Annotated in this window: 24 protein-coding genes; 8 read left to right on the forward strand and 16 right to left on the reverse strand. The window is 68.4% G+C overall.

The window, feature by feature from the left end; all coding sequences use genetic code 11:
* Window positions 1-12: 12 nt before the first annotated feature.
* Window positions 13-1,245: an MFS transporter gene (locus FV220_RS09225; protein ID WP_147830906.1), complete on the reverse strand. Its 1,233-nt coding sequence runs from the start codon at window positions 1,243-1,245 to the stop codon at window positions 13-15.
* Window positions 1,246-1,487: 242 nt separating this feature from the next.
* Here FV220_RS09225 and FV220_RS09230 point away from each other — a divergent pair, with 242 nt between their 5' ends.
* Window positions 1,488-2,588 (forward strand): hypothetical protein, encoded by a 1,101-nt coding sequence (locus FV220_RS09230; RefSeq protein WP_147830908.1) that lies wholly within the window; start codon window positions 1,488-1,490, stop codon window positions 2,586-2,588.
* Between the two features lie 13 nt (window positions 2,589-2,601).
* Here FV220_RS09230 and FV220_RS09235 read toward each other — a convergent pair whose 3' ends face one another.
* The 6 genes from FV220_RS09235 to FV220_RS09260 all read right to left on the reverse strand — a co-directional run bounded on the left by FV220_RS09235 (window position 2,602) and on the right by FV220_RS09260 (window position 10,207).
* Window positions 2,602-3,156 carry a redoxin domain-containing protein gene (locus FV220_RS09235; protein ID WP_308444981.1) on the reverse strand — a complete coding sequence of 185 codons (555 nt, stop codon included), beginning with the start codon at window positions 3,154-3,156 and terminating at the stop codon, window positions 2,602-2,604.
* 83 nt (window positions 3,157-3,239) lie between these two features.
* The gene (locus FV220_RS09240) at window positions 3,240-5,417 is read right to left on the reverse strand and encodes a protein-disulfide reductase DsbD domain-containing protein (protein ID WP_147830940.1); all 2,178 of its coding nucleotides are present in this window, start codon (window positions 5,415-5,417) and stop codon (window positions 3,240-3,242) included.
* A gap of 146 nt (window positions 5,418-5,563) precedes the next feature.
* Window positions 5,564-6,838: an FAD-dependent oxidoreductase gene (locus FV220_RS09245; RefSeq protein ID WP_147830909.1), complete on the reverse strand. Its 1,275-nt coding sequence runs from the start codon at window positions 6,836-6,838 to the stop codon at window positions 5,564-5,566.
* A gap of 178 nt (window positions 6,839-7,016) precedes the next feature.
* A complete protein-coding gene (locus FV220_RS09250) occupies window positions 7,017-7,280 on the reverse strand; it encodes a hypothetical protein (protein WP_147830911.1) in 264 nt (87 codons plus the stop codon).
* 121 nt (window positions 7,281-7,401) lie between these two features.
* The gene (locus FV220_RS09255; protein WP_147830913.1) at window positions 7,402-9,246 is read right to left on the reverse strand and encodes an aminopeptidase P family protein; all 1,845 of its coding nucleotides are present in this window, start codon (window positions 9,244-9,246) and stop codon (window positions 7,402-7,404) included.
* A 43-nt stretch (window positions 9,247-9,289) separates the two neighbouring features.
* Complete coding sequence (locus FV220_RS09260; RefSeq protein WP_147830915.1) at window positions 9,290-10,207, reverse strand: 50S ribosomal protein L11 methyltransferase; 918 nt, start codon at window positions 10,205-10,207, stop codon at window positions 9,290-9,292.
* A 499-nt stretch (window positions 10,208-10,706) separates the two neighbouring features.
* Here FV220_RS09260 and modB point away from each other — a divergent pair, with 499 nt between their 5' ends.
* From modB to FV220_RS09275, 3 genes are all read left to right on the forward strand, one after another.
* Window positions 10,707-11,399 carry a molybdate ABC transporter permease subunit gene (modB, locus tag FV220_RS09265; protein WP_147830917.1) on the forward strand — a complete coding sequence of 231 codons (693 nt, stop codon included), beginning with the start codon at window positions 10,707-10,709 and terminating at the stop codon, window positions 11,397-11,399.
* An 8-nt stretch (window positions 11,400-11,407) separates the two neighbouring features.
* Window positions 11,408-12,553 carry a molybdenum ABC transporter ATP-binding protein gene (gene modC / locus FV220_RS09270; RefSeq protein ID WP_147830919.1) on the forward strand — a complete coding sequence of 382 codons (1,146 nt, stop codon included), beginning with the start codon at window positions 11,408-11,410 and terminating at the stop codon, window positions 12,551-12,553.
* Between the two features lie 158 nt (window positions 12,554-12,711).
* A complete protein-coding gene (locus tag FV220_RS09275; RefSeq protein ID WP_018041999.1) occupies window positions 12,712-13,104 on the forward strand; it encodes a hypothetical protein in 393 nt (130 codons plus the stop codon).
* Between the two features lie 252 nt (window positions 13,105-13,356).
* On the opposite strand, the gene flaF is transcribed toward FV220_RS09275, so the two are convergent.
* Window positions 13,357-13,716, reverse strand: a complete 360-nt coding sequence (gene flaF, locus FV220_RS09280) for a flagellar biosynthesis regulator FlaF (protein ID WP_018042000.1) — start codon at window positions 13,714-13,716, stop codon at window positions 13,357-13,359.
* A 298-nt stretch (window positions 13,717-14,014) separates the two neighbouring features.
* Between flaF and FV220_RS09285 the strand changes: the two genes are divergently transcribed.
* Window positions 14,015-14,269: a hypothetical protein gene (locus tag FV220_RS09285; protein ID WP_147830921.1), complete on the forward strand. Its 255-nt coding sequence runs from the start codon at window positions 14,015-14,017 to the stop codon at window positions 14,267-14,269.
* Window positions 14,270-14,281: 12 nt separating this feature from the next.
* Here FV220_RS09285 and FV220_RS25450 read toward each other — a convergent pair whose 3' ends face one another.
* From FV220_RS25450 to FV220_RS09315, 7 genes are all read right to left on the reverse strand, one after another.
* Window positions 14,282-14,437 (reverse strand): hypothetical protein, encoded by a 156-nt coding sequence (locus FV220_RS25450; RefSeq protein ID WP_018042002.1) that lies wholly within the window; start codon window positions 14,435-14,437, stop codon window positions 14,282-14,284.
* Between the two features lie 191 nt (window positions 14,438-14,628).
* Complete coding sequence (locus FV220_RS09290) at window positions 14,629-14,892, reverse strand: hypothetical protein (protein WP_246689419.1); 264 nt, start codon at window positions 14,890-14,892, stop codon at window positions 14,629-14,631.
* Window positions 14,893-15,081: 189 nt separating this feature from the next.
* Window positions 15,082-15,606: a metallophosphoesterase family protein gene (locus tag FV220_RS09295; protein ID WP_147830924.1), complete on the reverse strand. Its 525-nt coding sequence runs from the start codon at window positions 15,604-15,606 to the stop codon at window positions 15,082-15,084.
* Between the two features lie 13 nt (window positions 15,607-15,619).
* Window positions 15,620-16,624: an energy transducer TonB gene (locus FV220_RS09300; protein ID WP_056147334.1), complete on the reverse strand. Its 1,005-nt coding sequence runs from the start codon at window positions 16,622-16,624 to the stop codon at window positions 15,620-15,622.
* A gap of 5 nt (window positions 16,625-16,629) precedes the next feature.
* Window positions 16,630-17,112: a protein TolR gene (gene tolR / locus FV220_RS09305; RefSeq protein WP_056147332.1), complete on the reverse strand. Its 483-nt coding sequence runs from the start codon at window positions 17,110-17,112 to the stop codon at window positions 16,630-16,632.
* A 110-nt stretch (window positions 17,113-17,222) separates the two neighbouring features.
* Entirely contained in the window at window positions 17,223-17,915 is a 693-nt protein-coding gene (locus tag FV220_RS09310) for a MotA/TolQ/ExbB proton channel family protein (RefSeq protein ID WP_056161077.1), read from the reverse strand.
* An 86-nt stretch (window positions 17,916-18,001) separates the two neighbouring features.
* On the reverse strand, window positions 18,002-18,478 hold the full coding sequence (locus FV220_RS09315; protein WP_147830926.1) for a Tat pathway signal protein: 477 nt from the start codon (window positions 18,476-18,478) through the stop codon (window positions 18,002-18,004).
* A 590-nt stretch (window positions 18,479-19,068) separates the two neighbouring features.
* Here FV220_RS09315 and FV220_RS09320 point away from each other — a divergent pair.
* Together FV220_RS09320 and FV220_RS09325 are read left to right on the forward strand one after the other, a co-directional pair.
* The gene (locus FV220_RS09320; protein WP_147830928.1) at window positions 19,069-19,506 is read left to right on the forward strand and encodes an Hsp20 family protein; all 438 of its coding nucleotides are present in this window, start codon (window positions 19,069-19,071) and stop codon (window positions 19,504-19,506) included.
* Between the two features lie 78 nt (window positions 19,507-19,584).
* Window positions 19,585-19,869, forward strand: a complete 285-nt coding sequence (locus FV220_RS09325; RefSeq protein WP_018042010.1) for a DUF1150 domain-containing protein — start codon at window positions 19,585-19,587, stop codon at window positions 19,867-19,869.
* Between the two features lie 20 nt (window positions 19,870-19,889).
* On the opposite strand, the gene FV220_RS09330 is transcribed toward FV220_RS09325, so the two are convergent.
* A complete protein-coding gene (locus FV220_RS09330; protein ID WP_147830930.1) occupies window positions 19,890-20,669 on the reverse strand; it encodes an alpha/beta hydrolase in 780 nt (259 codons plus the stop codon).
* Window positions 20,670-20,848: 179 nt separating this feature from the next.
* On the opposite strand from FV220_RS09330, the gene FV220_RS09335 reads away from it, so the two are divergent.
* Window positions 20,849-21,878, forward strand: a 1,030-nt coding sequence (locus FV220_RS09335; protein WP_147830932.1) for a glycosyltransferase family 4 protein, incomplete at its 3' end; no start/stop codon positions are given.

The raw sequence follows: 21,878 nt of genomic DNA on the forward strand, positions 1-21,878 counted from the left end.
TCGTGTCTTTCATCACTCCGCCGGCAGCAGCCGGTCCCGCCCCTTGAGGGCCGGGAACAGGCGGCCCCACAGCACTGCCACGAGGATCGTCGCGAGCCCGCCCGCCACCACGGCCGGCACCGCGCCCACGAGGGCGGCGAGCGTGCCGGATTCGAACTCGCCGAGTTCGTTGGAGGCGCCGATGAACACCGTGTTCACCGCCGAGACCCGTCCGCGCATGGCATCGGGCGTCTCGCCCTGTACGAAGGTTTGGCGCACGTAGACGCTGATCATGTCGGCCGCCCCCGTGACGAACAGGCAGGCCATCGAGAGCGGCAGCGAGGTGGACAGGCCGAACGCCGTGATGGCGAGGCCGAAGACCGCCACTGCCTGCAGCATCCGCTGGCCGGCATGGCGTTCGAGGGGGCGATAGGCGAGGAGAATGGCGGTGACCACTGCGCCTGCCGCGGGCATGCTTCGCAGGGCGCCGAGCCCGAGGGGGCCGACATGGAGGATCTCGGCGGCGAAGATCGGCAACAGGGCGGTGGCGCCGCCCAACAGCACGGCCACGAGATCGAGGCTGATGGCGCCGAGCACCACCGGCTGCGACCGAATGTAGGACAGGCCGGCCGAGAGGGTGGCCCAGGTGACGGGCGGGCGCTCCGTCACGGCAGCGGGGCGGAAGCGGATCGCGACCACGAGGGCGCTCGCCAGGGCGAAGCTCGCCGCCGCTGCCCCGAACACGGCGGCGGGCCCCAGCATATAGAGAAATCCGCCGGCGGCCGGGCCGAGGATCGATGCGCTCTGCCAGAGCGAGGCGTTCCACGCGATGGCCGATCCGAACAGGGGGCGCGGCACCAGGGTCGGAAGAAGCGCCTGAAGCGCTGGGTTGGCGAAGGCGCGCGACGTGCCGATGACGACGACGAGGGCATAGATGGGCCAGATCGAACCGGTGCCGGACAAGGCGATGGCGACGAGACCGAGATCGGCCGCGGCCAGGGTCGCATAGGCGATCGCCGTCACCAGACGCCGGTCGTAGGTATCGGCCACGTGCCCGGTGATCAGGGCGGAGAGCATTGCCGGAAGGAAGCTCGCGAGCCCCACGAGGCCGAGGGCGAGAGCCGAGCGGGTCAGGTCGTAGACGAACCATCCCACCGCCACGGCCTGCATCTGGTAGGCAAGGCCGGTGAGGAACCGCGCGGCGCCGTAAAGACGGAAATCGCCGTTGCGGAAGACCGACCAGCGGGGCGCGGCGGGTTCTGTCATGAGGGATGGGCCAAGGGCGTGAAGGGAGAGCCGCACCGCATCGTCTCGACAAGGCCGAGGGTGCGACAGTGATGCCGCGGCTACGCCGCATGCGAAGTGCTGCCTTGTCGAATTGCTAATCTATCGGCCGAATAATTGCTGGTCGGGACGGAGCGTCATCGGGTTGTGCCAGCATGAACCAAACTAGCCTTGGGCTGAACCCGGAAGGCCAAGCTCAGCTTCCTGCTGACGTTCAAAATATCGTGGCTTCGTCTTCACGCGGCTCGATCCGTGCGTTCCAGAGGAGCGACATTCCGCAGGTCTGCCAGTTGTTCTCGCAGACATTCCGCCTGGGCAGGAGCTATCGGGCTGCCAAGCTCGCCGCCTGCCTGGAGGCGACGTATTTCGATCCTCCTGGTTATACCGAAGGCACCGGCTCCATCGTCCACCTGGACCGGAACGGGGTATTGGATGGCTTCATGGGCGTCATCGCCATGACCATGGTCGTCGGGGAGCGGACCCTGCGCGCCGGCATCCTCAGCGCCTACATGGCCGCCGATCCCGACAACAACCCCGGCATCGGCGTCAGCCTCATCCGGGGCGTCACCGCCCGCGATTTCGACCTCCTCTTCACCGACACCGCCAACCGCACGTCCCTCGATATCGCCCGTGCCACCCGCTTCGTGATCCTGCCGGCACAGAGCCTCGAATGGGTGAAGATCCACCGGCCCGCGGGGACGGCGGCGTATTTCCTCGGCAAGCGTCTGCCCCGGCTCGCGCGTTGGATCGTTCCGATCGCCCGCGCGGCGGATAGCGTGCTCCGGCGATTCCTGCCCTCCGGCTCCCCACGCCCCGACGGTATCGTCTCGCGTCCCATCGCCGCCGCCGATTTCGCGGAGGCCGCCCGTCCCTTCCTCGCTCACTACGATCTCAAGCCGGACCCGGCCGAACTCGGCTGGTTCGTCGAACAGGCCGGTCTCCAGACCAAGTATGGCCCCCTCCAGATCCGCGAGGTGGTGGACCGGACCTCCCGCCGGATCGGGTTGTATCTCCTCTACGCCCGCCGGGACGGCGTCGCCTATGCGCTCCAGCTATTGGCCCTGCCCAACCGTGAGGAACTCGTCGTCGGCCGGATGTTCGCCGACGCGGCTGAATTCGGGGCCGTGGCCGTGCGCGGGGCGACCTCACCCGACCTGATGAAGGGGCTCTTCCGCCAGAAGGGGCTCTTCTATCACCACGTCATGGGAACGATCGCCTGGACGCGCGATCCGGAGGTGGCGGCGACACTTCGCGGCGGCAACGTGTTTCTCGGCGGGATCGCCGGCGAGACCTGGGCCCGGATCGTCACCGAGGATTTCTCGTAACGGGGCGGATTCCTCAGGAGGCGTATTTCACCGTGCAGCCATAGGGCTTCGCGGTCCTCACGCTCACCGGCTTGCCGGCGGCGATCTCGGTGAGGGCGAGATCCACGTAATTCTTCGCGGTCTTGAGGTCGTCGAGATTGGCGGAAGGCTTGTCGTCGATGCCGCCCTGGTAGAGCAGGGTGCCGTCACCCGAGACGATGAACATGTGAGGCGTCGTTTTGGCGTCGTAGGCGCGGCCGATCGTTCCGGCGGGGTCGAGGATCACGGCGGTAGGGGCGGCCCCCCGGGTCTGGGTCAGGCGGTTGGCGGCCTGTCCGTCCACCGCGCCCTGCTCGCCGGGGGCGGAGGAGATGACCGACAGCCAGACGATGCCGGCCTCGGTCCACTTCTGCTGCAGGGCCTGCATCGCCTGTCCGCCGTAATGCTTCATCACGAAGGGGCAATCGTGGTTGGTCCATTCGAGGACGACGGTCTTGCCCCTGTAATCCTCCAGCCGGACGGTGCGGCCATCGGCATCCGTGCCGGTGAAGAGCGGAGCGGGCTTGCCCACCTGCGGCCCCGCCGCCATCGCCTCGCCGATGGGCGAGAGTCCGACGAGCACGGCGGCGAACGCGGTTGCGAGAATCATCCGGCGGGGCAGGGCCATGGCTCTCACCTTTTCGTGGTCTCGAGGGTGGCGCGCCGGTCGGCGGCATTCGCCGGGATCTTGGATAGCTCGTCGAGGACGATGCCCGATGTCAGGATCTGCGGCAGCACGATGGGCTCGCCCGTGCCGGTATAGAGCAGGTAGAGCGGCACGCCGCTGCGGCCATGCTTCTCAAGCAGAGCGGTGATCTCTGGGTTCTGGTTGGTCCAGTCACCCTTCAGATAGGTCACGTCACGCGCCTTGAACGCGGCCTTCACGCTCTGGGTGCCGAGCGCCGTGCGTTCGTTGACCTGACAGGTGATGCACCAGGCCGCCGTCATGTTGACGAAGACCGGCTTGCCCTCGGTCATGAGGGAATCGAGGCGGGCCTGGGTGAAGGGGGCGATGCCTTCGGCCGTCGCATTCTTGCTATTCGCCGAGGCCCGGTCCTGGTCGAGGCCGAAGGTCAGCGCGAGGGTCGCCGCCAGGGCCGCGACGGAGGTGAGGCGGGCGAGCCCGGCGCCGATGCCACCCGCGTGGCGGGCCCGCTCCCAGGCCCAGGCGGCGAGGCCTACGAGGACGAGGCCGATGAGCGCGGCCAGGAGGCCGGCCGATCCGACCTGCTGCGACAGTACCCAGACGAGCCAGGCCACGGTGGCGTAGATCGGGAAGGCGAGCGCCCCCTTCAGCGTTTCCATCCAGGCCCCCGGCCGTGGCAGGCGGCGGACTGCCGCCGGCCATGTGGTGAGGACGAGGAAGGGCAAAGCGAGGCCGAGGCCGAGGCTCGCGAACACCGTGAGGCTCACCAGCGGTGCCTGCGTCAGTGCGAAGCCTACCGCCGAGCCCATGAAGGGGGCGGTGCAGGGGGTGGCAACCACCGTCGCCAGGATGCCGGTGAAGAACGACCCTTCGAGCCCCGCCCGCCGGGTCAGTCCATCGCCGAGCCCGGTTATTCCTCCGCCCAAATGGACTACGCCGGAGAGGCTGAGGCCCATGGCGAAGAGCAGGTAGGCGAGGCCCGCCACCACGAGGGGGGATTGCAGCTGGAAGCCCCAGCCGATCCCGGCGCCCGCGCCCTTGAGGGCGATGAGCAGCCCCGCCAGGGAGAGAAAGGCGGCGAGGACGCCGGCGGTGTAGGCGAGGCCGTGAAGGCGCACCCGGGCGGCCGGCTCGCCCGAATGCTTGACGAGGCTCAGCACCTTGATCGACAGCACGGGAAAGACGCAGGGCATCAGGTTGAGGAGGAGCCCGCCGAGGAAGGCGAGGCCGGCCGCACTCCACAGGGTCAGGCTCTCCTCCGACGAAGTGTTTCGCGATGCGGAGTCCGATGCCGTGGGAATCACCCCGGTGGGTGCGGCGGCCGGCGCGTCGCCGATGGCATAGGAGCGCTGGACCGTGCCATCGGCGGTCTGCTCGTCGAAGGTGAGGACGCCGGGAAGCTCCGTGGGGGCGGGCTCGCCGGGTGTCGCCCGCGCAAGGCTCAGACGGAACCCCTTGTCGTCGATGGTCAGGGTCTGTGGAGCGGCGTTCTCGATCGCCGTCTCCGAATAGGGGAAGAAGGCCGGTTGGCGGATCGTGTCGGGTTTCAGGCCGGGCGCGTCGGCGGTGAGGACCAGCCTGTCGCCCTCGCTCGTGAGTGTCACCGGCCAGGGCGAGGGAACGGGGAGGGCCGCGCGGGCATCCTCGAACAGCAGGATATTGGTAGCCGAGCTTCCCACGCTGGTGCCCGGAGCGGCCACCGGCACGCTGAGCTTCAGATCGGCGGAACCCGGAATGCATTCGCGCTCGCAGACGAGGTAGGTGAGCTTGGCCGTCAGTGTCACGGGCTTGCCGGGCGGAAGCACCGCCGGGGGGGTCACCTCGGCCAGCAGCACTGTCTCACCCTCGAAACCGAAATTCACCAGATGCGCCACCGGGATCCGGCTCGGCGTCGGCCACTGGATCGCGCCCGCCGTGAAGCCATGGGGCAGCGACCACGCCACCTCCGGCGACAGGCCGGAATCGCCCGGATTGCGCCAGTACACATGCCAAAGCGGGCGCATCACCATGCGGATACCGATGGTGAAGGGTTCCCCGGCCCGGATCGCCCCCGGCTCGGCCACGAGGTTCGCCTTGACGAGATCGGCCGGCGGCTTGAGCCCCTGCGCCGAGGCCCCCGTGGCACCGATCAGCGCGAGAAGCAGGAGGGCGAGGGGCCGGATCATCGAAACCTTGAGGCGGAGGAGCGGGGCACCGGACATGGCACCCTGACGCCTAGATATGGCCGTTTGGTGCCGGGGTAAAACCGGCGGCACGCGATTGCCCGCGACGGAATCGCCGCGTTGCAGTGCCTCACGCGAGTCGGCGAGGCTCACAGGAAGCGCCGGGGGTCGAAGGGCGCGAGGGGGATTTCCGGTGTCGCGCCACCAACGAGCTGGGCGACGAGGCGTCCGGTTCGCGCCGAACCGACGAGGCCCACATGGCCATGGCCGAAGGCGTAGACGACATCCGTGGTCTTGCGCGCCGGGCCGATGCAGGGCCGCCCATCCGGCATGCTCGGGCGATGGCCGAGCCAGACTTTCAGGCGATCGGCCGGTATCGGGTTCGGCAATCCGGGAAACATGGAGATCAGGTGGTCGCGCAGGATCTCGGCGCGCTTCCAGTTGGGAGCCGCCGCCAGCCCCGCGAACTCCACCTGACCGGCCGCACGCAGGCCGCCATTCATGAAATTCACGATCATCTTGGCGTCCGACGCCATGACCGGCGTGCGCGGCCCCGCCTCGGCGCCCTCCACCATGATGTGGTAGCCGCGCTCGCTCTCCAGAGGCAGCGGATCGCCGAGGGACGCGGCGAGGGGCTTCGACCGAGCGCCGGCCGCGACGACGGCCCGGTCGCAGGGGATCTCGCCGTGTTCCGTCGTCACGGCGGCGAGGCGTCCGCCTTCCAGTCGGAATCCCGTCGCGCGGGTGGCGACCAGGGTGGCGCCGCGCGCCTGTGCCAGTTCGGACAGGGCGGCGACGTAGCCGCCGGGATCGCGGCAATGGCCGGCCTCCTCGACCACGAGGCCGAACGTGTAGCGCCGATGCAAGGAGGGTTCCCTCTGCCGCAACTCATCGGCCGAGAGTTCGAGCCACGTGACGCCGACCTTGCGCCTGATTGCCCAGGACCGCGCCTCGCGCTCGAAGGCCGCCCGGTCGGGATAGACGTGCAGCACGCCGCGCCGCTCGACGAGCTGCGGGACACCCGCCTCCTCGGCGAGCGTCGCGTGGAGCTTCGGCGCATCGAGGAGGAGTGTCCGCATGGCGCGGGCGGTGCGCTCGATCCGGGCCGTGGTGGCGGCGGCGAGCAGAAACCGCGTGAGCCAGGGCATGACCTTGGGCAGGTAGGCCCAGCGGATCGAGAGCGGACCGAGCGGATCGAGGAGGAAGGAGGGCACCCGCTTCCACATGCCGGGCTCCGCCGGCGGGATGACCGAATGCGACGAGAGCCAGCCGGCATTGCCATAGCTCGACGCCTGCTCGCCACCGGGAGAGCCGGGATCGACCACGGTGACCCGGTGGCCCGCCCGCAGGCATTCGATGGCGCTCACCGTCCCGACCGCGCCGGACCCGATGACGACCACGTGGAGGTCCGTCTGGGCGGTCATGTCGTGTGTTCCTGTGTGGGCATCCTCTCCACCTTCGGCATGACACGGCCGCTGCGGCACCCATCTCGGATCGATCCGCAGTCGATCGTAAGGCCTTGCCAACCATCCCCATCATGCTCTCGATGTGGACGGGGACCGCGAGGTCGCAATGGAGAAACCAAAACTGCCAGTTTCTGACTTACCCGCGACTTTTCACGAATGCGAACATCGCGATGATGAGGGGCCAAAGGCTAAAGCCGAAGGCGGCGAGGACGCCGAATCGGACAGGCGCGGAAGATGGCGGAGCGAGGCGGAAGCTGATCGCCCGCGTCGCCAGACCCGTATAGAGGCCGATGACTCCGACCATCAGGATCGCGAAACCCAACGGCCCACCTGCGCCATTGCTGCTGTGGAGGCTGTTCACCGCAAACGACGTGACGAGCTGGCCCGCGAATGCCGCCAACCCGAGGTGCCTCCATCGGCGCAGCAAGAGAGCGAGGACGAAGGGGCCTCCGTAAAGTGCGACAAGAGGGCCATAAAAGGCCTTCATCTCAAGGGGCCTTTGGCTTGGCTCTCCTGAAGGATCACGCGTCTGCGTCCTTCATCCGACGCAACGGCTGCGTCACCGCCTCGAGCCACGCCCGCGTCTCCCCGTCGAGATCGGCGCTCAGGGCCTGCCGCACCCGCGCGTGATACGAATCGATCCAGGCGATCTCGGCCTCGTCCAGCAGCGAGAGGTCGATGAGGCTGGCATCGTAGGGGGCGAGCGTCAGGGTCTCGAAGCCGAGCATCGGCCGGTCCCCGCCGGGGATCGCGCGCTCCTCCACGAGGACGAGGTTCTCGATGCGGATGCCGTAGGCGCCGGCCCGGTAATAGCCCGGCTCGTTGGAAAGGATCATACCGGGCGAGAGGGCGGTGGTGCCGGTCTTGGCGATGCGCTGCGGGCCTTCATGGACGGAGAGGAATGCGCCGACGCCGTGGCCGGTACCGTGATCGAAATCGAGCCCCGCCTGCCAGAGCGGCGCGCGGGCGAAGGAATCGATCTGCGCGCCGGTGGTGCCCTTCGGGAACATGGCCCGCGCGATGGCGACATGGCCCTTGAGCACGCGCGTGAAGCGGTCGCGCATCTCCTCCGTCGGCGTGCCGATCGCGACGGTGCGGGTAATGTCGGTGGTCCCGTCCGCATATTGCGCGCCCGAATCGACGAGGAAGAGTTCGCCCTCGCCGATCGTCCGGTCTGTGTCGCGGGTGACGCGGTAATGCACGATGGCGCCGTTGGGGCCGCTGCCCGAGATGGTCGGGAACGAGATGTCCCGCAACAGGCCGGTCTCGCCGCGAAAATCCTCCAGCGCCTCCACGGCGGCGATCTCGGTGAGGCGGCCGCCCGGCGCCTGCCGCGAGAGCCAGGCGAGAAAGCGGGTGACTGCGATCCCGTCGCGATGATGGGCCGCGCGCGATCCGGCGATCTCGCCCGCATTCTTCACCGCCTTCATCAGCGTGATCGGATCCGGGCCGGGATCGATCCGGCCCCCGGCCTGTTCCACCAGTGTCGCCAGGGCCGACGCGCCGGTGGCGGAATCGAGCCTGATCCTGGACGCTCCGGCAGCGAGAGCGGCGAGGGCGGCGTCGAAATCCGCCCGCCCGGCGATGTCCGCGGAGGGCGAAAGCGCCTCCCGCAAGGCGGGATCGATGGCCGACGAGGTGAGATACAGAGCGGCACGCCCGGTCCGGGGGACGACGGCATAGCCCAGCGCCAGGGGCGTATGCGCCACGTCGCTGCCGCGCAGGTTGAACGCCCAGGCGAGATTATGCGGATCGGAGATCACCAGGGCGTCGCAGCCGCCGCGCCCGAGCGCCTCGCGGATGCGGCGGAGCTTGGCCTCGACGGAGTCTCCGGCGAGTTCGAGGGGATGCGCCACCACCGCGCCTGCGGGGGCGGCGGGCCTGTCGGCCCAGACCGCATCGACGGGGTTCTCCGCAACCGGTGAGATGCTGGCCCCGGCCTTGGCCGCCGCCTTCTCCAATTTGGCGACGCCCTCGGCGGTGTGGAGCCAGGGATCGTAGCCGAGCACGGCGCCCTGCCTCAGGTGCTCGCCGATCCAGGCCTCGACACTGGTCTCTGCGAGCTGAACCGGGGTGAGGATCGTGGTGTCCACCTGTGCCGGAGCCTGGAGCGTGTAGCGCCCGTCCACCACCAGGGCCGCCTCATCGGCGAGAATCACGGCGGTGCCGGCCGAGCCGGTGAAGCCTGTGAGCCAGGCGAGGCGCTCGGCATTCGCGGGCACGTATTCCGATTGATGCTCGTCGGCGCGGGGCACCACGAACCCGTCGATCCCCGCCCGCCGCATTGCCTCCCTCAGGGCGGCGATGCGCGTCGCGCCCTCCCGGTGGCTCGGATCGTCGAAGGTCTGGAAGCGGGCGCGGCTCATGGCATCGAGAGTTACGCGCCGCCGGACGAGGCGGCAACCGCCCTCAGAGCGGGCGCGGTGCCGCTCCGCCGCGCTTGAGCACCAGCGTCGCCCAGCCCTCGATCAAGCCATGCCGGGCGAGGTGGAAGCCGCGATGGCGATAGGTGGAGAGGACGCCGGGCACGTCGCGTTCGATCAGCCCCGAGAGGATGAGCACGCCGTGATCCGCCACCGTCGCCGTGAGGGTCGGCGCGAGGCGCTTCAGGGGCCGAGCGAGGATGTTGGCGAAGACCACGTCGAAGCGCCGGCTCCGGTTCGCGCTCGCATGGCGCACGCCGGGTCCGACATAGAGCCGGACGAGGCCGCCGAGACCGTTCAAGCGGGCATTGCCCTTGGCGGTGGAGACCGCCTCGGGGTCGAGGTCGCCGGCATGGACCGGCTGATGCAGGGCTTTGGCCGCCGCGAAGGCGAGGATGCCGGTGCCGGTGCCCACATCGAGAACATGCGCGGGACGGCCCTGCTTCAGGATGCCGGCCAGCGCCTTTAGGCAGCCCAGCGTCGTGCCGTGGTGGCCTGTGCCGAAGGCGAGGGCCGCCTCGATCTCGATAGCCAGATCGTTGGGCCGCACAGTGTGGCGGTCATGCGCGCCGTGGACGAGGAACCGCCCGGCGCGGACGGGATTCAATCCTTCCAGGGAGGCGCGGACCCAATCCTGCTGATCGATGGTCTCGAACACGGCCGCATCGGCCTGTTCGCCCACCAGGGGGCGGATCAGGTCGCGGACCATCTCCTCGTCCGGAGCGTCGGCGAAATAGGCCTCCAGCCGCCAGGTCTTGCCGTCCTCCGCCTCGAAGGCGGCCACCGCCGTCTCCGTCGGATCGAACATCTCGCCGAGGATGTCGGTCATGGCGCGCGCCGACCGCTCGTCCGTGAGGAGGCGCAGCACATGGGTGGGGCGGTTGGGATGAAGGCCTTCGAGCATGGTGCGGGCTCTAGCATCCGCGGGGATTGCCCGCCACCGTCGCGGAACCGAACCCGAACCTTCGCGTTTTTCTGCGCTTCTCCTGTCGTCCCTGCGGCGTTCGAGGGTGCGGTGTTGAGTACGAACCAGAAGAAAAACATAACCCGGGCCCCCGTGGCCATCGTCGGCAGGAGGACCGCCAGACGCCTTCCTGCGAGCGGAGCCTCGGGTCTGCTCGATTCCGAGCCGCATTTCGAACCGATTCCGGGTTCGATGCTGGTTCTCTTGAGCCGGCTCCATCGCGCCGAACGCCGGATCAAGCCGGAGGACGAACCGCCCGCGCCCTGAGTTCATGCCCTCATGGGTGGCCGCGATTCGTGCTATCCGCGCTTGTGATTGGCCGGTGCGGTTCGCGAGGATCGGATTGCCGCGAGAGGGATGCGCGTCTCCATGATCCAGGCTAGCGGCATTCGAAGCTCGGGCATGCGCTCCTCCGAGACCGGCGTCTGATTCGCATCCCGTGCTCGATTTCACCCCCGACGAATGGAGCGCCATCGGTCTGAGCTTGAAGGTCGCCTCCGTGGCGACGCTGGCGAGCCTCTTTCCCGGTCTCGGCATCGCCATGCTCCTGGCGCGCGGACGTTTCCCCGGCCGCGCGCTCTTGGACGGCCTGGTCCACTTGCCCCTGATCCTGCCTCCCGTGGTGACGGGCTATCTCCTGCTGCTGTCGTTCGGGCGGCGCGGCACCTTCGGCGCGGCGCTCGCCGAGGTCGGGATCGTGTTCTCGTTCCGCTGGACCGGAGCGGCTCTGGCCTGCGCGATCATGGGGTTTCCGCTGATGGTTCGGGCCATGCGCCTGTCCATCGAGGCCGTGGACCGGCGCCTCGAACAGGCCGCCGCCACCCTCGGAGCAAGGCCGAGCGCGGTCTTCCTCACCGTCACCCTGCCGCTCGCCATGCCCGGCATCCTCGCCGGTTCGGTGCTCGCTTTCGCCAAGGCGATGGGCGAGTTCGGCGCCACCATCACCTTCGTCTCCAACATCCCCGGCGAGACACAGACGCTGCCCTCCGCGATCTACAGCCTGACTCAGGTGCCGGGCGGGGAGGGGGCCGCGTTGCGCCTCACCCTGATCTCGGTGGCCCTGTCGATGGCGGCCCTCCTCGTCTCAGACCTGCTGGCCCGGCGCCTCGCGCGCCGCCTCGGCGCGGGGTGAGGAGGCCCATGTCCGCCACCCGCGACTCCGCCACTCAGGACTCCGTTACCCTCGACATCGACGTGTCGCTCACGCGGGGGGCCTTCAGCCTCGACGTCGCCTTCACCGCCGGCCCCGGTCTCACCGCCCTGTTCGGCCGTTCGGGCTCGGGCAAGACCACGGTGATCGACCTCGTCGCCGGGTTGGCGCGGCCCGATCGGGGCCGCATCGCGGTGTCGGGCGAGACGCTTCTCGACAGGGAGCGGGGGATCGCCGTTCCGGCCCATCGTCGGCGCATCGGGGTGGTGTTCCAGCAGGCGCGGCTGTTGCCGCATCTCAGCGTGCGCCGGAACCTGAGCTACGGCCGGGCCTTCGCGCGGAGCCGCAGCGACGGGATCGCCTTCGACGGCGTCATCGATCTCCTCGGCATCGGCCATCTCCTCGACCGGCGGCCGGCGGGGCTGTCGGGTGGCGAGGCGCAAAGGGTGGCGATCGGCCGGGCCCTGCTCAGCCGGCCCCGGCTCCTGCTCATGGACGAGCCCCTCGCCGCCCTCGACGAGGCCCGCAAGGCCGAGATCCTGCCCTATATCGAGCGCCTGCGCGACGAGGCTGGCCTGCCCATCGTCTATGTCAGCCATGCGGTCTCGGAGGTGGCTCGGCTGGCGCGCACCGTCGTGGTGCTCGAGGCCGGCCGTGTCGCCGCCGTTGGCACCGCCGATACGGTGCTTCGCCGGGCGGACCTCCTTGCCGCGCAGGGGAGCGAGGCCGGTGCGATCCTCGACATGGTCGTGGGCGAGACCGATCCCGAGACCGGCCTGACGTGCCTGAGCGGGCGTGCCGGTCGGCTCTCCGTTCCCCGCCTGACGCGAAGCCCCGGCACGGCGGTGCGCATCCGTGTGCCGGCGCGTGACGTCCTCCTCGCCACGCAGCCGCCGCTGGGTTTGAGCGCGCGCAATCTGCTCGAAGGGCGCGTCGTCTCGATCCACGCCCTCGGCGAGGCGGCGTCCATGGTGGAGATCGACTGCAACGGCGCCCTGCTGGCGGCCCGCCTGACCCGCGCCTCGGTGCGCGATCTCGCCCTCGCGCCCGGCCGCGCCGTCTACGCCGTGGTGAAAAGCGTCGCCTTCGATCCCGAGGGTGTCGGCACGGCGAGGCCGGACGCGGTGGAAATCTGACCGCGCGCCGGCCTGATTCTTAAAAAACTATCTATCCCCTTGAGAATTCCTTTCTCATCTTCGGGGACAGTGGTGGGTAATCGGCGGGTTTTAAAGACTGGTTTACCCTCGCCGTCGTTTTTGGTTGCATGCCACGACCACCTTCGAAAGGGCGTGCAATGACGATCCTCAGTATTTCTCCGATGTCGATGCCCACCGTCGCGCCAGTCGCTCCGATCGTGAATGCCCCGGCTCCGGTGCGTAAAGCCGGCCCGGCGACGACGGTCGGCACGCCGTTGGATCCACCCGTGCGCTTCGATGTTCGGCTGGACGACGCACCCGTCGCCGACGATCAGGCGCCGAAGCCCGACACAGAGGCGCCGACGGCCGATGAGCGCCGCATAACGGTGGATCAGGACACCAAGAGCCTCGTTTATCAGGTGGTGGACCCGAATTCCGGTGATGTCGTCGTTCAGTTGCCCGAGGCCACGATCCTTCGAGCCCGCGCCTATGCGGAGGCGACGGCGATGCGGGCGAAGGAAGATCAGCACCCCCTCGATCGAACGGCCTGACGGGAACTGGGGCCGGAAGCACAAGCCGAGGGAGGGTGGGCAAGCAAGGTCGTAGCTCGGGCTACGGCCTTTTCGTCGTTGGCCCGTAGGGCCGGCGTCGTTGTTCACAAGAAGCTGAGAGACCCCTCCAGCGGGTTAGCCGAGGAAACCGGCACTGGTTTGCCCGGCGGCCATGGTATCGCGACAGCCGATCCAGCGTGCCGGTATGCGTCGCGAGGCGTACGCACGCTTCCAGAGGGGCACCCTCGTGCGTCAGGTGCGCAGCCCGGCGGCGATCTGGTGATTGATGTTGATGAGGGCCGATAGCTTCTCCGCCTTCGGGTCGATCATCGTGTCGATCATCCGCTTGAAGACGAAGGTCGAGAGTTCGGCAATGCTCGTCTTGATTTCGATCGGCAACTGGCTCTCGGGAGCCGTCGCGGCACCGGCAATGATCGTCCAGACTTTCTGATTGAAGTTCAGGGCCTCGTTCAACGCTCCCGACTGGTTCTGCCAATCTTCCTGGATCGTCTGGAGCCGGCCCGCTGCCTTGATAAGGACGGCTGCCTCCGCCTCCCGAGGCGACAACGCGGTCTGCGCGACCCGTGCATAGGCACTGGCTCCGTAGGACATAGTCGATCCTTCTCCCGAAGCGGCCGAGCTGATTCGGGCCGCTGGAGGCAGACGTTGACGGGGTAAGGTTAAAATCTGGTAGCGGACGGATTTCGCCCCAATCATGCCGATAAGCTGGCGGAGGACGTGGAGTGAGATAGATGACCTCGCCTTGTCCGACTGGATCGACCGACACGATGGCGTGCGCTGCAGCAAGGGAACGACGCCGGACGGCATTGTGCAACGTATCAGTTAGATTTTGCGGTCATGCTGCGTCGAAGCAGACCCGCGCTGCGGGCGGGCACGACTTTTCACAGACATGATGAATTTTCTGCTCGGTACGCTCGCCGGAGGGCTCATCGCCGGGGTCGTCACCATCGTCGCCGTCCGACAGCCCGAGGTCCAGGCTAGGCTCGGCCTCTATCCCGTCTCGTCGGCGCTGCTACTCCCGGCGGCTCCGCCGCGCATCGAGCCCCCTTGCAGTCTCGTCCCCGCCCGTCCTCAGAGTGACCAGACCATCGGCCACCCGGACATGCTGTTCTCCAAGCGACGCTTCTGGTTCGTGGCCCCGTGATGGGGGCGACGATCACAGGCTGCTGAGGAGAAACATCACCATCGTCGTCGCCACGGTGGTCGAGAGGAACCCGCACAGGGCCGCCGCGAAAGACGGGCCGGTCGCCGACGAATGTGCGGCATGCGACGAGAGCAGGGTGAGATCGCTGTGCTGGGCGGACGCGTTCATGACGGAGGTCTCCCGACGGACAAGCTTTCCGTCGTTCGTGAAGCTGTGACGGGGGAATGGCGGGGCGGCTGTGCGTCGCCGCACCGGACAAGCGAAGGAGAAGGCATTCGGAAGTAGACCGGACGCCGTTTTAGGTTCGAATTGTCGGTCGGATCAGGCCAGAACGCAGTATCCACATCCGGGCTCACCGTTCAGTCGCAGCGATTCACCGATTTGGCGGCCCGCAAAGCACGCGTTTCGCTCCGAAGATCGATGGCGACGATGTCGGCACCGCAATCCTCGAAGGCTTCCTTCGCATCCTCGTACCGATCGCCGACTTCGTCGAGGGTGTCGCAGACCCGGTCACGATTGCCGAGACGTGCTTCCTCGCGAGCTTGGTATCGCAGCGCCGCGGCTTCCTGGATCTTCCGTTCCCCCTTGAGGCAGGAGGGCGCCGCGAGGGTGGGGGCGATCATGCACAGCACGAAGCCAAAGGCGGCGATGGGCGTTGCAGGAGCGAAGCGCATGGGAAAATCCGATGGTGCGTCTCGTTGAAGGTGGGCTGTCCGTCTTTCGACCCCGGCGACATGGTCCGGTCGGTCCCTGATCAAGTTCAAGGCCAGTGATCGGTCGTCATCGTCGAGTCTGCCGTTCAAACGGCGAACTCACGGCGAAGGTTCCGCAGGTTTCTTGCGTCGGCGAGAGGCCAGAATCCGGTCGAGGCGCACCGGGGCACAGGCATGCACGTCGACCCCGACATCGTATTGCCGTGGGGCCGGCGCGAGCTTGCCGTGGGAATGGCCGTGGAGATTGAGGGCGCCGCGGCCGATGCCGTTCCAGGTCCGGAACGCGTAATGGCAGAGGACGAGCCGCCGCCCTTCCACGTCGATCTCGGCATAATGGCCCACCGAGGCCCAGTTCCGCAGGGCGAGCGTGCCCGGACCGTCATTGTTGCCGACGATCAGGTGCTTCACGCCGTTGAGAGCGCCGACGATGTCGGCGATGCGCGCGTCGGAGGGGCCGACCGCCACGTCGCCGAGATGCCAGATGGTGTCCTCCGGCGCGACCCTCTCGTTCCAGTTGGCGATGAGGCCGGCATCGTGGGCCGCGAGGTCCGGATAGGGACGCCGGTCGATGTTCAGCGCACGCCTGTCGCCGAAATGCGTATCGCTGGTGAACCAAACCGCCACGACCCCGACCGGCTCAGCCGCCGGGCCGGAAGCGCATGGGAACGGTGACGGCGAGGCTGCTCACGGAGACGCCGGGAGGAGCCGCCGGCAGCGAACCGCGCACGGCGGCCAGCGCCGCGCCGTCAATGACGCTGATGCCGCTGCTGCTGGCGAGCCCGGCACTGAGGACCTGACCCGAGCGTGAGACGGTGAAGCGCACCACGGCGGTGCCCCCCGCCGTCCCCGCCGCCGCGTTGCGGTTCATGCGGCCGTTGATGGCCGAGGCCAGGGCTCCCTGCCATTGGCGCAGGGCACTCGGATCGTTGCCGGAGGCGGACGAGCCCGTGCTCGCCTGCCGGGCGGAGGAGGCCGAACTGGCGGGCCCGCCCTCCTGAGCGGCGCGCCTCATGGTCTCGCGTGCGGCTCTGAGCTTGGCTTCCTTGGCCGCCTTCAGCTTCGCCTCGCGGATGGCCTCGCGCTTGGCCTCCAGTTCCTCCCGGCGCTTCGCCTCGATCTTGGGATCGGGCTTCGGCTTCGGTTTGACGATCTCGACGGGCTTGGGTGGCTTCACCGGCTCGGGCGGCTTGGCCACGACCGGCGGCGGGGGAACGAGGGGCTCGGCCACCTCGGCGGTGGAGGTCACCACCTGCTCTTCCGGCGGCACCTCCGTGATCGTGTCGGGCGTGACCACGGGCTGGGTCTCGTCGGGGGGGATCTCGGCGGTCTCGGGCGGCGTCACCTCCGCCATGTCGGGCGGTTGCACCTCTTCCACCACGTCCGGCGTCTCGACCGGGGTCTCCTCCGCAGGGGGAGGCACTGCCTCCGTCATGGCGGGAGCCGACGGGGCTTCGGCCTCCGTCGATTGCGGCGCCAGATCGATGGTGATCGTGTTCTCGCCGGGGGGCGCCTTGGGCGGCTGACCGAACAGCATCATGCCGGCCAGCACCGCCAGGTGCAGGACGAAGGCCACGAGGAAGGCGGCAGCGAGTCCCGTGGGACCTTTTGGTCCGGGTTCACGTGTCGAGACGAGGGCGCTCATTGGGTCTACCGCGGTGCTCCACTCGCCGCGGGGGCAGCCGGAAGCGCTCCGCCCGGGGATTGCGCGATGAGCGACACCTTGGTGAAGCCGGCCTGGCCGACGAGGCCCATCACTTCCATGATCTTGCCGTAGGGCACCTCCTTGTCGCCGCGCACCAGCATGACCTGGGTCGGGTCTTCCGCCGCCAGCGCCTTCAGGCGCGGCATGATCGTCTCGGGCGTCAGCTCGTCCTTGGCCAGGAACGGCTTGCCTTCCTTGTCGATGGAGATTTCAAGCGGCTTCTTCGCCTGAGCGACCTTGGCGGCCGTGGTCTTCGGCAGTTGCACGGGCACGCCCGTCGTCATCAGCGGCGCCGCGACCATGAAGATGATCAGCAGCACCAGCATCACGTCCACCATCGGAGTGACGTTGATCTCAGACATCGGCGCCGAGTCGAGGTCGTCCTCGTCGTCGCCGCCGCCGCTGGCGCGGACCGAACCCATACCCATCGTTCGCCCTCCGGGGCATCGGCGGCCGGCTCGATGGCCCGCCGCATGTCGTCACCGTGCCGCCGCATTCGCGCCGGCCATGGAATGTTCAGAGCGTCGAGAGAGCCGTGCTACTCGGCGGCGGCGGCGTGCGGCACGCTCTTGCGGTCCCGCGCGAGGCGGTTGCCGAGGGTGCCGATGCTCGCGACGAAGGCGGATTGCACTCGGCCGAGATCGTTGGTCAGCTTGTTGTAGGCCATCACCGCCGGGATCGCGACGATGAGGCCGATGGCCGTGGCGAAGAGGGCCTCGGCGATGCCGGGGGCCACCACGGCGAGCGACGTGTCCTGGCTCTGGGCGATGGACGAAAACGAGTTCATGATGCCCCAGACCGTGCCGAAGAGGCCGATGAAGGGGGCGGTGGAGCCGGAGGTCGCCAGAAGCGGCAGGCCGCTCTGGAGGCGCTTGACCCGCAATGTGAGGGCGGCCCGCATGGCGCGCTCGATACGGTCGCGGCGCTCGGCACGGGTCTCGGTGGCATCCTGGTCGCGCCAGGCCTCGAGACCGGCCTGAACGATGCCCGCATCGATCCCCGATCCCGTCGCTTCGAGCGAACCGCCGGAGCGGACCAGGGCATCGAAGGCCTTAGCCTGACGCTTGGCGGCGGCGAAGCGGACGAGCTTTTCGAACACCACCGTCCAACAGGCGATCGAGGCGACCACCAGCAGGATCATGACGCTTTTGACGATCGGGTCCGCCTGGAGAAACAGGCCGATGAAGGAGAAGTCGTGGGCGGCAGCGGCCGGCGCGGAAGTCGGATCCATGGCGGGCTCCTCGGGTTTCGTTGGGTGGCGATCGCCGAGGGGCGACCGGATCGGCGTTCGGACGGGCCGTCGGCCCGCCCGCGGGGTCAGCGCGTGAACGTCGCGCTCGTCTTGCTCTCGGTTTCGATCCGGTCGAGGCAGCTCTCGCGGCTGGCCTCGCCGCCTTCGCAGGCGAGGACGTCGTTGAGGAGGATGCGGCCGATCTTCGGGCAGGCGAGGGACGGGAAGTCGAACAGCCGAACCATCGTCTTGCGGTCCTGGATAGGCCCGAGTTCGACGGCGAGGCGCTTCTGCGCGACGCCTTCCGTATCGAAGGCGAAGAGATCGAGCTTGAGGGATTTCAGCGCGGTGCCGCGGCTGTTGTCCACGAGGAGATAGGTGCGGCAGGCCTCGCCCGCCGGCTCGAGCCGGTTGAGTTCGAGCTTCAGGGCGGGAGGCTTCGCATCCTGGGCGACGGCGGAGCCGGCCCATCCCAGCGTGAAGGCGGCGGCCACCAGGGCGGCGCCGACGGCCCGGACGGGAGAAAGAGATGGGAAGTCGATCACGCAGTGCGCCTCTTTCATAACGGTCCGGTTCTCCTCGGTTGCGGCAGTCCCTGGTCGCCTGCGTCGAAACGCCATGGCAAACGGGAAGCGCCGAGACCCCTGGCAGGGCTCGTCTTCGGCGGTTCCTCGGGCAATGAGCGCGACGCTCGCGTTCCGGTGTCGCTCCAGCCTGACCCGTGGCGCCCGGCTTGCGCACCGCCGCATCGTTCGACGTGGCGCGGAGTATCCGAATTGATCCGGCAAGATCAAGCTTTGGGCTGAAAATCAGAGCAGTTCCAAACTGTTAATGCGACGCTCCACGCGGGCATCGTTGGTTTCCTAAACGTCCCAAATAAGTTGCCTGATCGTCCCGACCTCTCGCGCTTACTCCCGAACCGCAATCATCCTCTCCACCGGATGCGATGGTGTTCCGGGCGGACCTCTCCCGTTGGGGGGGCGGACGGTGCGAGGAGCCGGCGGTGAGCCGAACCCTTGATGCCGCTTTTCCACATCTCCATATCGCGATGACCGGCAGGCTACCGCCGGGAGGAGTGCTGCAGCAGGCGGGCTCCGACAGTTCGAAGTGCCTCATTCTATCGACCCTTGGGCTTCGCAAAGGACAAGATCACGTGACGACACGGCCTTCTCCGTTCGGACATCCGTTTCTTCTCGGCTTCGACGAGATCGAGCAGGCCCTCGACCGGGTGTCGAAGGCGGCCAATGACGGGTACCCGCCCTACAACATCGAGCGCGTTCAGCGCTCCAGCGACGAACCCGAGCGACTTCGCATCACCCTCGCGGTGGCCGGCTTCACGCGGGACCAACTCGACGTGATGCTGGAGGAAAATCAGCTCGTGGTGCGGGGCCGTCAGGTCGACGACAAATCGCGCCAGTTCCTGCATCGCGGCATCGCTGCCCGCCAGTTCCAGCGCGCCTTCCTTCTCGCCGACGGCATGGAGGTGGTGGGCGCCGACCTGTCGAACGGACTTCTCTCCATCGACCTCACCCGCCCGGAGCCGGAACGGATCGTCCGGAAGATCGCCATCGCATCCCGCGACGACGTCTAGGAGCGCGACCTACCCACCCGGTGACGGCCAGCGAACGGAACCGCACCGGACCAAGCTCTGCCTCGAAAGGAGGGCATCATGACCGATTTCAACCCGAATCCGATCACCCCGGCCGATCTAGACCCCGCCGAGTTCAACGCTGCCGATCTCGCGGCTCTCGGCGAAGGGCACATCGCCTATGTCCGGCCGATCCGCTCCGACGAGGTGAAGCGGCTGTTTCCGCAGGCGCCTGACCTGACCCCGGGCATGGACCTGTTCGCCCTGCTCTCGGCCAGCGGCAGCCCGATCTTGCTGGCCGATTCGCGGGACGTGATCGTCGCCAACGCGGTGGCGAACGATCTGCACGCCGTGAGCCTGCACTGAAAAACGACCCGCCTCGCGGCTCAGCCGATCTCCGCCACCGCCGCCAGCAGCCGTGCGAGATCCTGCGGCCGTGACAGGCGGTGGTCGCCATCGGCGATGAGGGTGAGGACGGTGCCGGAAGCCGGCAGCCGTTCCACCGTCGCGAGGGCATGGGTGTAGGGCACGTCCGGATCGCGCATGCCCTGCAGGATATGCACTGGGCAGCCCGGATCGATCGGACCGCCGAGGAGAAGATGCCGGCGCCCGTCCTCGATCAGCGCCATGGTGGTGGGCACCGGCTCCGGCCCGTAGTCGGTGGGCCGCATCCACACGCCCTCCCGCTCCATCGTCGCGCGGATATCGGGTGAAAAACGCTCCCACATCAGGGTCTCGGTGAAGTCGAGGGCGGGAGCGATCAGCACCATGCCGGCCAGGGGGGCGTCGCCCCGGAGCGCCCGCGCGCGCGCCGCGAGGCAGGCGATCCAGCCTCCCATCGACGAGCCGACGAGGATTGCCGGCCCCGTCACGGTGGCGTCGAGGACCGCCATGGCGTCTTCGAGCCAGGTCGAGATCGTCGATTCGGCGAACTCTCCCTCCGATTCGCCGTGCCCGGTATAGTCGAACCTGACGAGCGCGCGGCCATGGTCCCGCGCATAGGCGTCGAGGACCATCGCCTTGGTGGCGCCCATATCGGAGCGGAAGCCCCCGAGCCAGACCAGAGCGGGTCCGTCTCCCGCGCGGCTGCGTACCGCGATGCGCCGCGCGGCGTCTCCCTTGCCCACGGTGATGAAGGTCGGGGCCTGGCTGAGCGCTGAGTCCATGCGTAGTCCCTTTTATCCGGTAAAACCGACATTTGACTGTGATGCAGTCGCATTTCGTTTACCGAGCCGTAAAGCGTGCCCCCGATGCTGGAGACCATGATCGAAACACGAGACGAGTCCCGTCGCCCCTTCGAAGACCATCTTCCGTCGATCCTGCCGTCTCCGGAAGGATGGGCCCGATGAGCGGCGAGGAAAGATTCGGGGCCGGATTCCCTAACGAGGCCCAACCTCTGGCGGGCGCCACGGTGCTGCAGATCATTCCGGCCCTCGACGCCGGTGGGGCCGAGCGTACCACGGTGGATGTGGCCGCAGCCCTCGCCTCCGCGGGCGCGCGGGCCCTCGTGGCGACGGAAGGCGGACGCCTGGTCGGCGAGATGCAGGCCAAGGGCGGAACCTGGCTTCCATTCCCCGCCGCCTCCAAGAATCCCCTTGCCATGGCGCTGAATGTCGGGCGCCTCGCGCGCCTTTGCCGGCGCGAGGGGGTCCAGATCGTCCATGCCCGCTCGCGCGCTCCCGCCTGGGTGGCCCTCGGCGCCGCCCGGCGGCTGAAGATTCCTTATGTGACCACCTATCACGGCAGCTATTCCGGCCGGACCGGCGTGAAGGTGCTCTACAATTCGGTGATGGCGCGCGGCGACGTGGTCATCGCCAATTCCCACTACACCGCCGACCTCATCCGGATGCTTCACCCCGATCAGGCCGGCGACCGTGTCCGGGTCGTCCATCGCGGCACCGATCTCGCCCAGTTCTCGCCCGGCGCCGTGGCGCCCGCCCGCGTCGAGGCCCTGCGCCGATTCTGGGGGGTGGCGCCGCACCAGCGCGTCGTCCTGCTCGCGGCCCGGCTCACCGCCTGGAAGGGTCAGCGCGTGCTGATCGAGGCCGCCGCCTTCCTGCGCGACCGGGGCATCACCGATGTCGTCTTCGTCCTGGCCGGCGACCCGCAGGGCCGCTCCGCTTACGAGCGGGAACTCGACACATTGATCGAGGCACGCGGCCTCCGCGACATCGTCCTGCGGGTCGGCCATTGCACCGACATGCCGGCCGCCTTCCGGGCGGCTTCGGTGGTCGCCGTCCCGTCCGTGGAGCCCGAGGCCTTCGGGCGCTCGGCGGTGGAAGCCCAGGCCCTCGGGACCCCGGTGGTGGTCTCGGATCTCGGCGCGGTGCCGGAAACGGTGCTCGCCCCGCCGGAAGTGCCGGCGGCCCAGCGCA

It is taken from the genome of Methylobacterium sp. WL19 (genome assembly GCF_008040005.1).
Taxonomy (GTDB): domain Bacteria; phylum Pseudomonadota; class Alphaproteobacteria; order Rhizobiales; family Beijerinckiaceae; genus Methylobacterium; species Methylobacterium bullatum.

Coding starts and splice junctions, on each gene's coding strand:
- FV220_RS09225 (WP_147830906.1), bottom strand. CDS start 1,245: ATGACAGAACCCGCCGCGCCCCGCTGGTCGGTCTTCCGCAACGGCGAT.
- FV220_RS09235 (WP_308444981.1), bottom strand. CDS start 3,156: ATGGCGGCGGGGCCGCAGGTGGGCAAGCCCGCTCCGCTCTTCACCGGC.
- FV220_RS09240 (WP_147830940.1), bottom strand. CDS start 5,417: ATGATCCGGCCCCTCGCCCTCCTGCTTCTCGCGCTGATCGGTGCCACG.
- FV220_RS09245 (WP_147830909.1), bottom strand. CDS start 6,838: ATGACCGCCCAGACGGACCTCCACGTGGTCGTCATCGGGTCCGGCGCG.
- FV220_RS09255 (WP_147830913.1), bottom strand. CDS start 9,246: ATGAGCCGCGCCCGCTTCCAGACCTTCGACGATCCGAGCCACCGGGAG.
- FV220_RS09260 (WP_147830915.1), bottom strand. CDS start 10,207: ATGCTCGAAGGCCTTCATCCCAACCGCCCCACCCATGTGCTGCGCCTC.
- modC (WP_147830919.1), top strand. CDS start 11,408: ATGTCCGCCACCCGCGACTCCGCCACTCAGGACTCCGTTACCCTCGAC.
- FV220_RS09275 (WP_018041999.1), top strand. CDS start 12,712: ATGACGATCCTCAGTATTTCTCCGATGTCGATGCCCACCGTCGCGCCA.
- flaF (WP_018042000.1), bottom strand. CDS start 13,716: ATGTCCTACGGAGCCAGTGCCTATGCACGGGTCGCGCAGACCGCGTTG.
- FV220_RS09285 (WP_147830921.1), top strand. CDS start 14,015: ATGATGAATTTTCTGCTCGGTACGCTCGCCGGAGGGCTCATCGCCGGG.
- FV220_RS25450 (WP_018042002.1), bottom strand. CDS start 14,437: ATGAACGCGTCCGCCCAGCACAGCGATCTCACCCTGCTCTCGTCGCAT.
- FV220_RS09290 (WP_246689419.1), bottom strand. CDS start 14,892: ATGATCGCCCCCACCCTCGCGGCGCCCTCCTGCCTCAAGGGGGAACGG.
- FV220_RS09300 (WP_056147334.1), bottom strand. CDS start 16,624: ATGAGCGCCCTCGTCTCGACACGTGAACCCGGACCAAAAGGTCCCACG.
- tolR (WP_056147332.1), bottom strand. CDS start 17,112: ATGGGTATGGGTTCGGTCCGCGCCAGCGGCGGCGGCGACGACGAGGAC.
- FV220_RS09310 (WP_056161077.1), bottom strand. CDS start 17,915: ATGGATCCGACTTCCGCGCCGGCCGCTGCCGCCCACGACTTCTCCTTC.
- FV220_RS09315 (WP_147830926.1), bottom strand. CDS start 18,478: ATGAAAGAGGCGCACTGCGTGATCGACTTCCCATCTCTTTCTCCCGTC.
- FV220_RS09325 (WP_018042010.1), top strand. CDS start 19,585: ATGACCGATTTCAACCCGAATCCGATCACCCCGGCCGATCTAGACCCC.
- FV220_RS09330 (WP_147830930.1), bottom strand. CDS start 20,669: ATGGACTCAGCGCTCAGCCAGGCCCCGACCTTCATCACCGTGGGCAAG.